Source organism: Rhodococcus olei (genome assembly GCF_039540555.1).
Lineage (GTDB): Bacteria > Actinomycetota > Actinomycetes > Mycobacteriales > Mycobacteriaceae > Rhodococcus_G > Rhodococcus_G olei.
Genome location: NZ_BAABFB010000059.1, coordinates 251,465 through 264,308 on the forward strand (window position 1 = coordinate 251,465; position 12,844 = coordinate 264,308).

The 12,844-nt window shown below is 69.9% G+C and carries 8 protein-coding genes; 2 read left to right on the forward strand and 6 right to left on the reverse strand.

Going from position 1 to position 12,844, the window contains the following annotated elements:
* Positions 1-65 precede the first annotated feature (65 nt).
* A complete protein-coding gene (locus ABD951_RS19460) occupies positions 66-671 on the forward strand; it encodes a histidine phosphatase family protein (RefSeq protein ID WP_345348732.1) in 606 nt (201 codons plus the stop codon).
* A gap of 30 nt (positions 672-701) precedes the next feature.
* Here the strand turns inward: ABD951_RS19460 and ABD951_RS19465 are convergent, their stop codons facing one another.
* The gene (locus ABD951_RS19465; RefSeq protein ID WP_345348735.1) at positions 702-1,616 is read right to left on the reverse strand and encodes a cutinase family protein; all 915 of its coding nucleotides are present in this window, start codon (positions 1,614-1,616) and stop codon (positions 702-704) included.
* Positions 1,617-1,824: 208 nt separating this feature from the next.
* On the opposite strand from ABD951_RS19465, the gene ABD951_RS19470 reads away from it, so the two are divergent.
* Entirely contained in the window at positions 1,825-2,007 is a 183-nt protein-coding gene (locus ABD951_RS19470; protein WP_345348738.1) for a hypothetical protein, read from the forward strand.
* Positions 2,008-2,077: 70 nt separating this feature from the next.
* Here the strand turns inward: ABD951_RS19470 and ABD951_RS19475 are convergent, their stop codons facing one another.
* The 5 genes from ABD951_RS19475 to ABD951_RS19495 all read right to left on the reverse strand — a co-directional run bounded on the left by ABD951_RS19475 (position 2,078) and on the right by ABD951_RS19495 (position 12,826).
* Complete coding sequence (locus ABD951_RS19475; protein WP_345348741.1) at positions 2,078-3,799, reverse strand: Ig-like domain-containing protein; 1,722 nt, start codon at positions 3,797-3,799, stop codon at positions 2,078-2,080.
* Positions 3,800-3,875: 76 nt separating this feature from the next.
* On the reverse strand, positions 3,876-5,666 hold the full coding sequence (locus ABD951_RS19480; protein WP_345348744.1) for an Ig-like domain-containing protein: 1,791 nt from the start codon (positions 5,664-5,666) through the stop codon (positions 3,876-3,878).
* 258 nt (positions 5,667-5,924) lie between these two features.
* A complete protein-coding gene (locus ABD951_RS19485; protein ID WP_345348747.1) occupies positions 5,925-7,376 on the reverse strand; it encodes a glutamate synthase subunit beta in 1,452 nt (483 codons plus the stop codon).
* Positions 7,369-11,970: a glutamate synthase large subunit gene (gene gltB, locus ABD951_RS19490; RefSeq protein ID WP_345348750.1), complete on the reverse strand. Its 4,602-nt coding sequence runs from the start codon at positions 11,968-11,970 to the stop codon at positions 7,369-7,371. Before gltB ends, ABD951_RS19485 begins: the two co-directional genes overlap by 8 nt.
* Positions 11,971-12,253: 283 nt before the next feature.
* Complete coding sequence (locus tag ABD951_RS19495; protein WP_345348753.1) at positions 12,254-12,826, reverse strand: TetR/AcrR family transcriptional regulator; 573 nt, start codon at positions 12,824-12,826, stop codon at positions 12,254-12,256.
* Between the last annotated feature and the right edge of the window lie 18 nt (positions 12,827-12,844).

Genomic DNA, 12,844 nt, shown 5'->3' on the forward strand with positions numbered 1-12,844 from the left:
CGCGGTGAGCCGCGTTCGCCGGACCGCCGCCGTCGGGTGCCCGGCCCTCGTGAGACGGTGGCAGGGTGCAACTGCTACTGATTCGTCACGCGCTGCCCGAGCGCGTCGTCACCGCCGACGCCCCCGCCGACCCGGCCCTGACCGCCGAGGGCCACGCCCAGGCCGCGCGGTTGCCCGGTGCGCTGGCGCCGTACCCGGTGGCCCGCATCGTCAGCAGCCCGCAGCTGCGGGCCCGGCAGACGGCGCAACCGCTCGCCGAGGCGCGCGGGCTCGCGATCGACGTGGACGAGGACCTCGCCGAGTACGACCGGGGGCTCTCGCACTACATCCCGATCCACGAGGCCAAGACGGCGGCGCCGGAGGCGTACGCCCGGATCCTCGCCGGTCACCTGCCCGAGTTCGTCGACGAGGACGAGTTCCGCGGTCGCGTGCGCGCGGCGATGAGCCGCATCGTCGCGACCTCCGACCACGAGGACACCGTCGCCGTCGTCGCGCACGGCGGCGTCATCAACATCTACCTGCAGCACCTGCTCGACCTCGACCGGCCGCTGACCTTCCCGGTCGAGTACACGTCGATTACCCGGATCCTGTTCTCCCGCAACGGAAAACCTCGCCCGGCGTCGGTCAACGAGACCGGGCACGTGCGCGACCTGCTGCCGCGGCACCGCTGACGGGCGCCGACGTGCCGCAACGGTGACGCGTCAGGCCTTGTCGCGCAGCCAGCCGGCAAGCCAACGGGTCGGGGTGTTGCCCGCGCCGTCGACGGTGTAGCCCTGGTAGTTCTGGTGCGCCCCGGACCCGTAGAACTGCGCGAGCTGGTCGATGCGCTGGTCGTTCGCGGTCTCGGACAACTGCTGCTGCAGGGTCGGGATGCCGCCCGCCCCCAGGAGGTCGTTCCAGATCGCGCCGGCCTCGGGAACGTAGTTCGACGAATCCGACGATCCCGGATCCGAGTTCGTCGCCGCGAACCCCGCCATGCGGGTGACGAAGTCGTCGTTCTCCGTCGAGCAGTACAGGTCGCCCGGCGCGCAGAACGTCACCGTCCGGTCGCTGATCCAGCCGAATCCGCCGGGCCGCGCCCCACCCGCTCCGCCGCCCGGCACCCACGGGCCGATCAGGACGTCCGCCGGGGACCGCTTGGGGTCCGACAGCAGGCCGACGGCCGCGACCTTCTCGGGCCGGATCGAGCTTGTCCCGGTGCCGATCTCGTTGGCGAGGTCACCGGCCGCGTCCGCGCCCTGGCTGTAGCCGATGATCCCGAACCGGGTGTTGCCGCACCGCGCCTGCATCGCCTCGAGCATGCCGCGGGCGTTGTCGGTGGCCTGCTTCCGGGAGGCCCCGTACACGTCGCCCTCCCACGGGAAGGCCGTCGCCGCGTAGGTCACGTAGTCCGAGCGGATGTTCTTGCCCCCGAGGCGGTTGGTGACGTCCGCGAGCATGCCGGGCCCGACCTGCTTGTCGGGAGCGGTGCTCGTCTCCCAGGTGCCGGGGACGGCGACCACGTACAGGCTCGGGCAGTCCCCCGGCGACGCCTGCGCCGGCGACCCGACCGACAGCAATCCGGCGGCGACCGACGCGGTCACCGCCGCAGTCACCGAAAACTTCCGCACGCCCATGGCGCGAACCCCCTTCAACTCCGTGCACGTCACAATGCGACCTGGTGAGGGTCGCATTGTGACGTGTCGAAAAGATGCACAAGCGGTAAAGAAACGTTACCCCTGCCGTCCGACTTTCGGCGACCCGGAGTGCGGGAGTCGGACGAACGGGGGACGGCTGACGAGCCCGCGTCCGGCGTCCGCGCGGCGACCGGCAGAATCGTCGGTCATGGTCGACACTTCGGTACTGCTCACGATCGGATCCGTGTGCATCGGCTTCGTCCTGTTCGTCACCGCAGCGAGCGGGGCCCGCGGCCGCTGGAACCGGCGCCTGGTCATCGGACTGTTCGCGCTCGGCGTGTGCTTCCTGACCGTCGTGCCGCTGACCGTCGCGTTGAGCGCAGGCGTCTGACACCCGAAAACCGCGGCGAGGGTCACCGGGCCTGCGCCCGGTGACCCTCGCCGCACCACCGGTCCCGAGGTCAGGAACCGAACCCGCCGAACAGCCCGTCGAGGCTGCCGGTGCCGCCGCCGGTGCCCGGCCCGGGATCACCGGGAACGGTCAGCGTCTGCGGCGCCGAGGCCGAGGCGGTGAAACCGGGCGCTCCGACGAACTCCGCGGTCACGTTGAACGTGCCCGGGCTGACGAACGTCGTCGGCAGCGTCGCGACACCGTCGACCACCTCGACCGGCGCGCCGAGCGGGGCGTCGCCGAGCTTGAACTGCACGGTGCCCTTCGCGGTGCCGGGCGCGACCGTCGCCCGGAGCGTCACCGGGGTGTTCCGGGTGACCGTCCCGACCGCGTCGAGCGTGGTCGTGGTCTCGACATCCGCCGCGGCCGGCTGCGTGACGCTCACCGGGAACGCCGGCGACACCGACTTCGCGTACCCCGACACACCGGTGAACCGTGCCACCACCTTGTGGGTGCCGGTCGAGGTGAACGTGTACGGCGCCACCGCGACACCGTCGCTGCCGACCATGCCCGGCACCGGGGCGCCGCCGTCGACGGTGAACTCGACCGTGCCGCCGGTCCCGGCCGGGGTGACCTTGGCGGTCAGGTTCACGTCCTGCCCGACCTTGGCGTTGGACGGCGCGGTGACCGTGGTCGTGGTGACCGCGTCCGGCGGGGCGTCGGTGGTCACCGTGATCACCTTCGCCGCCGAGACGGACCCGGTGAAGCCGGTGGTCCCGGAGTACTCCGCGGTGATCGAGTGCGGGCCGTCGGTGTCGAAGACCGGGGCGATGATCGCCGCGCCACCGGTCACCGGCACCGGGGCACCGAGCGGGGCGTCCCCGTCCTTGAACTGGACCGTGCCGCCGTTCGCGGCGGGTGCCACGTTCGCCGTCAGGGTCACGGGAGAGCCGTTCTTGGCGGCGTTCGGACCGGAGATCGTGGTCGTGGTGGCCTTGTCGGCCTCGACGATCCGGGTCGTGCTCAGCGGACCGGCACCGGCGTTGAGCGGCGCGGACTCGCTGTCCCGCGGCGTGCACTGGGTCGGCGCCCACGCGGTGACGATCAACGACGCCTTCGGCAGGAACGTCAGGAAGTTCTTGTCGTTGGCCCACGCCCCGGCGTCACCGGCGGTGCGCAACTTGATCTCGACGTTGCCCGAGGCGCCCGCCTTGAGGCGGGCCCGGACCTGCGGCAGCTGGAACGTGGTCTCCGAACCCGGCCCGGCCTTCGCCACGATCCCGCCCTCGCTGCTCTTGCTGGAGGTGGGGCTGTTGCCGATGACCACGTTGTTGCCGGACAGACGCAGAACGGATCCGTTCGCGTCGACGGCGCCGTTCTCGTTCACGCGCAGCACGTTCGGTGTGACGCCGCTGAGCCCGACGCTGGTCCCGGCCACGGTGTCCGCTCCCAGGTACGTGGCGTTCTGCGGAATGGCGACGTCGATCTTGATCCGCGACACGTTCTGAACGGTCGCGCCCGACGCCGAGTTCGGGAAGGTGATCGGCGGCGGGATGATCGTCACCTCGAACTCCTCGCCCGCGGCGACGGACTCGGGGGCGTCGATGGTGACCGACGCGTCCTGTGCCTGCACGGTCGGACCGGCGACCGCGGACGGGGTGGCCAGGCAGGCGGTCTTGAACGGCGTGGTGACGGGCGCGGCCTGGGCGGGGACACCGCCGAGCATCGTGATGCCGACGACGGCGCCTGTGCCCAGCGGGGTGATCAACCGGCGAATTCTCTTCTCACGCATGAATTCTCCTACGAATGGGGTGGAGCCGGAGGCCACACCCCCGGGGCGCATCGCGCCCCGGGGGTCGGCACACGGGCTAGGAGCCGAAGATGCTGCCGAGCGAGCCGGTGTCGAGGCTGCCGGTCCCGCCGCCGGGCGTGCCCGCCGGAGCGATGGTGACGACCGACGGCCCGGAGACCGAGTCCTTGAACCCGTCGCCACCGACGAAGTTCGCGGTCACCGCGTAGGTGCCCTCGGCGTCGAAGGTGTGGGTCAGGGTCGCGACACCGTTCACCACCGGCACCGGGGCGCCGATCGCGGTGGTGCCGGACTTGAACTGCACGGCGCCGGTCGCGGTCGCCGGGTCGACCGTGGCGGTCAGCGTGATCGTCTTGCCGACCGTCTGGTCACCGGCCACCGCCAGCGTGGTGTGGGTGGCGGCGCGCTGGTCGGGGTTCGTGACGGTGACCTGGAACTCGGCCGACGTCGAGGCGGTGAAACCGCCGGTGCCGGTGAACTCGGCGACCACCGTCGCCGTTCCGGCGTTCGCGAAGGTGTGCGACAGCACCGCGACACCGTCACCGGTGCCGACCGGCGCGGTGCCGACCGGGACGCCGTCGACCGTGAACGTCACGTCGCCGCCGGACGGGATCGGGTGCACCGTCGCCGACAGGTTCACCGGGGTGCCGACCACCGCGGTGACCGGCTCGAGCACGGTGGTGGTGGTGCCCCAGTCGGGATCGTTGACCGTCAAGTCGGCCGGGGCGGAGGTCGAGTCGGTGTAGCCGGCCGCACCGGTGAAGTGCCCGACGAAGCTGTGCGTGCCCGCCTCGTCGAACTTGCGGGTGATCGAGGCGGCGCCGTTCACGACCTGCACCGGCTCGCCGATGTTGGCGTCGCCGTCCTTGAACTGCACGGTGCCGACCGCGGTCGGCGGGGTGACCGTCGCGGTGATCTGGACGTCGTCACCGACGAGGGCGGTCGCCTGCACCTGGACGGTGGTGGCGGTGTCCGCGGTGACGTCGACCGTCTTCGCGCCCGAGACCGAGTCGTGGAATCCCGCGCCCGCGGTGAAGGCCGCGGTGATGCTGTGCGCGCCGACCGTGTCGAACGTGTGCGGGAGCGTCGCCGCGCCGCCCGACACCGCGACCGGGGCGCCGATGTTCGCGTTGCCGTCCTTGAACTGGACGGTGCCGACCGCGTTCGCCGGGCCGACGTTCGCGACCAGGTCGACCGACTGCCCGGTCTTCGCGGTCGCCGGGACCTGCAGGTCGGTGGTCGTGTTCACGGCCGGGTCGACGACACGCACCCACGCGCCGGCCGGGTTGGCACCCGACTGCGTGCTGAACGCGTACACGTCGAAGACGAAGCCGGCGTTGTAGTCGCCGAAGGCCTGGGTGGCGGGGATCTTGTAGGTGACGTCGAAGGTCACGTTGTCGAGGTAGCCCTTGGTGCCGAGGATCGGCACCGAATTGCAGCCGCCCCCGGAGCACGTCGCCTTCACGCCTGCGGCGCCCTCGTTGGTGACGGTCGACTGCTTGCTCACCGTGTGCGAGAGGTACTCGAAGCCGGCGGGCTGGATCTGCCGGATCGCGGTCATGTACCGACCGATGCCCGCGCTCTTCCAGATCTTCGCGGTGTAGGTCACCGTGTCGCCCGGGTGGACGACGTTGACCCCCGACTGGGCGGGGTCGACCGCGGCGCCGTTCACCGCGGACAGGCCGAGGCTCCAGCGCAGGTTGTCGACGGACTGGTCGCCCGACGACGCGGGCGGCGGCGGGGTCGGGTCTTGGGCGAGCGCCGTGCCGGCACCCGCGAACAGCAGGCCCACGGCGGCGGTGGCGGCGATGACGGGTCTCGCGAAGCGACGGGGAAGGGAAACGCGCACTGGTACCTCCTCAGCGGACCGGCCCGGAAGCCGCCCTCATGCGTGATTACGGTCACATCTCAGCCGAGGAGAGTAATGGCAACACCAAGAACAGGACAGCAGTTTGCTGAACATCCGTCCATTTCTTCTGGACATTCGTTCAAACGGATGACGTCGGGCCGATTCACCCAGGAGACGGCGAAACCCGCCGCCCCGGACGAATCCGGGACGGCGGGTTGCTGGAATGGTGCCGGGCGACGCTGACCGGCGCCGGAAGGCCTACCGCTGGGGAGCGGCCGTCGGGACGATCGGCGACGGCAGCGCGGTCGAACCCTCGAGGTAGGCGTCGACGGCGGACGCGCACGAGCGGCCCTCCGCGATCGCCCACACGATCAGCGACTGCCCGCGACCCATGTCGCCGGCCACGAACACGCCGTCGACGTTGGTGGACCACTGCGCCGAGCGGGCGACGTTGCCGCGCTCGTTGAGGTCCACACCGAGATCGGTGAGCAGGCCCGGCTTCTCGGGACCGACGAAGCCCATCGCGAGGAACACGATGTCCGCCTCGAGCTCGAAGTCCGAGCCCTCGACCTTCTCGAAACGCCCGTTCACCATCGTGACCTCGTGCGCCTTCAGGCCGGTCACCTTGCCGTCCTTGCCGACGAACTGCTCGGTGTTGACCGAGAAGACGCGCTCGCCGCCCTCCTCGTGGGCGGACGACACGCGGTACATCAGCGGGTACGTCGGCCACGGGGTCGAGTCGGCGCGCTCGGCCGGCGGGCGCGGCATGATCTCGAACTGGTGCACGCTCTCGGCGCCCTGGCGGTGGCTGGTGCCGAGGCAGTCGGCACCGGTGTCGCCGCCGCCGATGATGACGACCTTCTTGCCCGCCGCCGTGATGGTCGGCTCGGCCATGTCGCCCAGCTGCACGCGGTTCGCGATCGGCAGGAACTCCATCGCCTGGTGGATGCCGTCGAGCTCGCGACCCGGGATCGGCAGATCCCGAGCCTCGGTGGCACCGCCGGCGAGCACCACCGCGTCGAACTGCGCACGCAGCTGCTCGGCGGTGATGTCGACACCGACGTTGACACCCGTGCGGAACACGGTGCCCTCGGCCTCCATCTGCGCCAGGCGGCGGTCGATGTGGCGCTTCTCCATCTTGAACTCGGGGATGCCGTAGCGCAGCAGGCCGCCGATGCGGTCCTCCCGCTCGAACACCGTCACCGAGTGACCGGCGCGGGTGAGCTGCTGCGCGGCGGCCAGACCCGCCGGACCGGAGCCGACGACCGCGACCTTCTTGCCGGTGATGTGCGAGGCACGCACCGGCTGGACCCAGCCCTCGTCGAAGGCGCGGTCGATGATCTCGACCTCGACCTGCTTGATGGTGACCGCGTCCTGGTTGATGCCCAGCACGCACGACGCCTCACACGGCGCCGGGCACAGCCGCCCGGTGAACTCCGGGAAGTTGTTGGTCGCGTGCAGCCGGTCGATGCCCTCGCGCCACCGGTCCTTGTGGATCAGGTCGTTCCACTCGGGGATCAGGTTCCCGAGCGGGCAACCGTTGTGGCAGAACGGGACACCGCAGTCCATGCAGCGGCTGGCCTGGGTCTTGAGGGTGTCCGAGGAGAAGTCCTCGTACACCTCCTTCCAGTCCATCAGCCGCAGCGGCACCGGCCGCCGGATCGGCAGTTCGCGCGAGGTGTGCTTCAGGAAGCCGCTTGGATCACCCACGAGCTGCCTCCATGATCGCCTCGTTCACGTCAGTTCCGTTCTTCTTCGCGGTCTCGATCGCCACGAGCACCTTCTTGTAATCCCGCGGCATGACCTTCGCGAAATGCGCCTTCTGGTGGGACCAGTCGGCGAGGATCCGGGCCGCGACCTCGGATCCGGTTTCGTCGCGGTGACGCTCGATGGCGCCGTGGAGCCACTCGAAGTCCTCGACGCTGAGGTCCTCGAGATCGACCAACTCCGTGTTGAGGTTGGCCCCGAAATCCCGGTCCGGGTTGAAGATGAACGCCACACCGCCGGACATGCCGGCACCGAAGTTGCGTCCGGTCTTGCCGAGGATGACCACCTTGCCGCCGGTCATGTACTCGCACCCGTGATCGCCCACGCCCTCGACGACCGCGGTGGCGCCGGAGTTGCGGACCGCGAAACGCTCACCGACGATGCCGCGGATGAGAGCCTCACCCGTGGTGGCACCGAACAGGATCACGTTGCCGCCGATGATGTTCTCCTCGGGCACGAAGCCCTCGGCCGTGCGCAGCGGGGGCCGGACGACGATCCGCCCACCCGAGAGGCCCTTGCCGACGAAGTCGTTCGCGTCGCCCTGCAGCCGCAGCGTCATGCCCTTGGGCACGAACGCGCCGAAGCTGTTGCCGGCCGAACCCGTGAACGTGATGTCGATCGTGTTGTCCGGCAGGCCTTCCGCGCCGTAGACCTTCGTCAGCTCGTGGCCGAGCATCGTGCCGACCGTGCGGTTGACGTTGGTGATCGCCGACTCGAACGCGACGGCCTCGCCCTTGTCGAGGGCGTCGCGCGCCTGCTCGATCAGCTGCTGGTCGAGCGCCTTCTCCAGGCCGTGTTCCTGGGAACCCGAGCAGTACAGGTCCTGGTCCGCGAACGTGGACTCGACCTTGTGCAGGATCGGCGACAGGTCCAGCTTCGACGCCTTCCAGTGCGCGATCGCCTCGGTGGTGTCGAGGACGTCGACCTGGCCGACCGCCTCCTGGAGGGTGCGGAAGCCCAGCTCGGCGAGCAGCTCACGCACCTCCTCGGCGATGAACAGGAAGAAGTTCTCGACGAACTCGGGCTTGCCCGCGAAACGCTTGCGCAGCACCGGGTTCTGCGTCGCCACACCCACCGGGCAGGTGTCGAGGTGGCACACGCGCATCATGATGCAGCCCGAGACCACCAGCGGCGCGGTCGCGAAACCGAACTCCTCGCCACCGAGCAGGGTCGCGATCATGACGTCGCGGCCGGTCTTCATCTGGCCGTCGACCTGGACCACGATGCGGTCGCGCAGGCCGTTGAGCAGCAGCGTCTGCTGGGTCTCGGCGAGGCCGAGCTCCCACGGCGCACCCGCGTGCTTGAGCGACGTCAGCGGCGACGCACCGGTGCCACCGTCGTGACCCGAGATCAGGACGACGTCGGCGTGCGCCTTCGACACGCCCGCGGCGACGGTGCCGACACCGATCTCCGAGACCAGCTTCACGTGGATCCGCGCCTGCGGGTTCGCGTTCTTCAGGTCGTGGATCAGCTGCGCCAGATCCTCGATCGAGTAGATGTCGTGGTGCGGCGGCGGCGAGATCAGGCCGACGCCCGGGGTGGAGCCACGCACCTCGGCGACCCACGGGTACACCTTGTGCGGCGGCAGCTGGCCACCCTCGCCGGGCTTCGCGCCCTGCGCCATCTTGATCTGGATGTCGGTGCAGTTGGTCAGGTAGTTCGAGGTGACACCGAAGCGACCCGACGCGACCTGCTTGATCGCGGACCGGCGCCAGTCGCCGTTCTCCTCGACCTCGAAACGCCGCGGATCCTCGCCGCCCTCACCCGAGTTCGACCGTGCGCCGAGACGGTTCATCGCGATCGCGAGGGTCTCGTGGGCCTCGGCCGAGATCGAGCCGTAGCTCATCGCACCGGTCGAGAACCGCTTGACGATCTCGCTGGCGGGCTCCACCTCGTCGATCGAGATCGGCTCGCGCACACCGGACTTGAACTTGAACAGGCCACGCAGGGACGCCAGGCGCTCCGACTGGTCGTCGACGAGCCGGGTGTACTCCTTGAAGATGTCGTACTGGCCGGTGCGGGTCGCATGCTGGAGCTTGAACACCGTGTCCGGGTTGAACAGGTGGTACTCGCCCTCACGACGCCACTGGTACTCGCCGCCGACCTCGAGCTCGCGGTGCGCCCGCAGCTCCGGGCGGTCCAGGTACGCGGCGGCGTGCCGCGCGGTGACGTCCGCCGCGATCTCGTCCAGGCCGATGCCGCCCAGGTTCGAGTGCAGACCGGTGAAGTACTCGTCCACCAGCTCCTGCGACAGGCCGATCACCTGGAACAGCTGGGCACCGGTGTACGACGCGAGCGTCGAGATGCCCATCTTCGACATGACCTTCAGCACGCCCTTGCCGGCGCCCTTGATGTAGTTCGCGACGGCCTTGTCCAGCGTCAGACCGGCCAGCTGGCCGCTCTGCAGCAGCTCGTCGATCGTCTCGAACGCCATGTACGGGTTGACCGCCGCGGCACCGCAGCCGAGCAGCGCCGCCATGTGGTGCACCTCGCGGGCGTCACCGGACTCGACGATGAGGCCGACCTTCGTGCGGGTCTTCTCGCGCACCAGGTGGTGGTGCACCGCGGCGGTGAGCAGCAGCGACGGGATCGGCGCGTACTTCTCGTTGGACTCGCGGTCCGACAGCACGATGACGCGGGCGCCGCCGGCGATGGCCTCGGAGACCTTCTCGCGCACCGTGTCCAGGGCCTTGCGCAGCCCCTCGCCACCCTGCGCGACCGGGTACAGGCCACGCACGATGACGCTGCGGAAGTGCGGGAAGTCGCCGTTGTCGTTGATGTGGATCAGCTTCGACAGGTCGTCGTTGTGCAGGATCGGCTGCGGCAGCACGATCTGGCGGCACGACGCGGCCGACGGGTTCAGCAGGTCGGACTCGGGTCCGATGGTGCCGCCGAGGCTGGTGACGATCTCCTCGCGGATCGCGTCCAGCGGCGGGTTGGTGACCTGCGCGAACAGCTGCTGGAAGTAGTCGAACAGCATCCGCGGGCGAGCCGACAGCACCGCGATCGGGGTGTCGGTGCCCATCGAGCCCAGCGCCTCGCCGCCGGTGATGGCCATCGGCTTGACGAGGAGGTTCACCTCTTCGTTGGTGTAGCCGAAGATCTGCTGGCGCAGCACGACCCGGTCGTGGGTCATGTACGTGTACTTGCTCTCCGGCAGGGCGTCGATCTGGACCAGGCCCTCGTCGATCCACTGCTGGTACGGGTGCTCCGCGGCGAGCTCCGACTTGATCTCGTCGTCCGAGATGATGCGGCCCTGCGCGGTGTCGACCAGGAACATCCGGCCCGGCTGCATGCGCATGCGGCGCACGATCTTCTCCGGGGCGATGTCGAGGACGCCGACCTCGGACGCCATGACGACCAGACCGTCCTCGGTGACCCACACGCGGGACGGACGCAGGCCGTTGCGGTCGAGCACCGCACCGACGACGGTGCCGTCGGTGAAGCACACCGACGCCGGACCGTCCCACGGCTCCATCAGCGCGGAGTGGTACTCGTAGAACGCCTTGCGGGCCGGGTCCATGCTCTCGTGACGCTCCCAGGCCTCCGGGATCATCATCAGCACGGCGTGCGGCAGGCTGCGGCCGCCGAGGTGCAGCACCTCGAGCACCTCGTCGAAGCGGGCGGTGTCGGACGCGCCGGGGGTGCAGATCGGGAAGATCTTCTCGAGTGCGCCGTCACCGAAGACGTCGGACTTGATGAGCGCCTCGCGGGCCCGCATCCAGTTCTCGTTGCCGCTGACGGTGTTGATCTCGCCGTTGTGGGCGACGCGGCGGAACGGGTGCGCCAGCGGCCACGACGGGAACGTGTTGGTCGAGAAGCGCGAGTGCACCAGGCCGAGGGCGCTCTCCATGCGCTCGTCCTGCAGGTCCAGGTAGAAGCCCTTGAGCTGCGGCGTCGTGAGCATGCCCTTGTAGACGAACGTCTGGCCGGACAGGCTCGGGAAGTACACCGACTCCCGGCCGGGGCCGTCCGCGCCGGCACCGCCGTCGCCGAGCTCGTGCTCGACGCGCTTGCGGATGACGTAGGCGCGGCGCTCGAGGTCCATGCCGGTGACCGACGCGTCGGCCGACCCGATGAACACCTGACGGAACGTCGGCATCGCGTCACGCGCGAGGGTGCCGAGCGACGAGTCGTCGGTGGGGACCGGACGCCAGCCGAGAACCGTCAGGCCCTCCTCGGCGACGATCTTCTCGACGCCCGCGGCGGCCTCGTCGGCGGCGGCGTCGTCCTGCGGCAGGAACCCGATGCCGGTGGCGTACGCGCCCTCGGCGGGCAGCTCGAAGTCGACGACCGCGCGGAGGAACGAGTCCGGAACCTGCAGCAGGATGCCGGCGCCGTCACCGGTGTTGGGCTCGGATCCGGCGGCACCCCGGTGCTCGAGGTTGACCAGCGCGGTGATCGCCTTGTCGACGATGTCGCGGCTGCGACGGCCGTGCATGTCGACGACGAACGCGACACCACACGCGTCGTGCTCGTTCACAGAGTCATAGAGGCCCTGGGATCCGTGAGACCGGTGGCCTGGAAATTGCTTCATACCTAGCCTTCGTGTGCGTGAAAGTGCACAGACGACCAGCAACGCTGATGGCCATCACGTGGCAAAAACGAGCGCCGACACAGCGTCGGATCGGCGCGCCCACCCGCCGCCGCGGCGCATTCGGCGGGGTGTTCCCCGCCCTTCGCCGGCGCGGCCGAGTGGCCCTCTGGACCGTTGTGTGTCCAGCATGTTCCCAGCACGATAATTCACAACCCCCACCTCATGCCAACTAAGGTGAGCCTTTTTACATCGCTGACCTCGGCGGGAGCCGCGACCGGACCGGTCAGATCCGACCCGATGCGGTACCGAAGAACGCGGCGAGGACCGTAACAATTCCCGGGCGCGGGTCGAATTCCGGAGCCGGTGTCGTCAGCTGGTGCAGGATCATCCCGTCCAGGTAGTCGACCAGGACCCGGGCGTGCCCGCCGGGGTCCGGGGACCCGAGCATCGCGAGCATCGTGGTGCCCCAGTTCACGAGTTCGGTGCGGCCGCGGCCGATCGGACCGGCGAGCGACGGGTCGGTCGCCGCCGCGGTGAACAGCGTGAAGCGGGCCGTGGTGCGCACCCGGTCCGGACCGGTCGCGAGCAGCACGTATCCGGTCAACCCGTCCGCGAGTTCGGCCAGCGTCGCAGGTAGCCGGGCCGCGCCCGACTCCTCCCAGGCCCGGCGGTCCCGCTCGACCAGGCGGTCCAGGACCGCCGCGACCAGGGCGTCGCGGGTGCGGAAGTAGTTCGACGTGGAGCCCTGCGGCAGGTCGGCGGCCGCGTCGACTCCGCGGTGCGTCAGGCCGCGCAGTCCGCGGGCGCCGAGCAGGTCGATCGCCGCGTCCAGCGCCCGATCCCGGTTGCCTGCCATGCCCCGGACACTACAGCG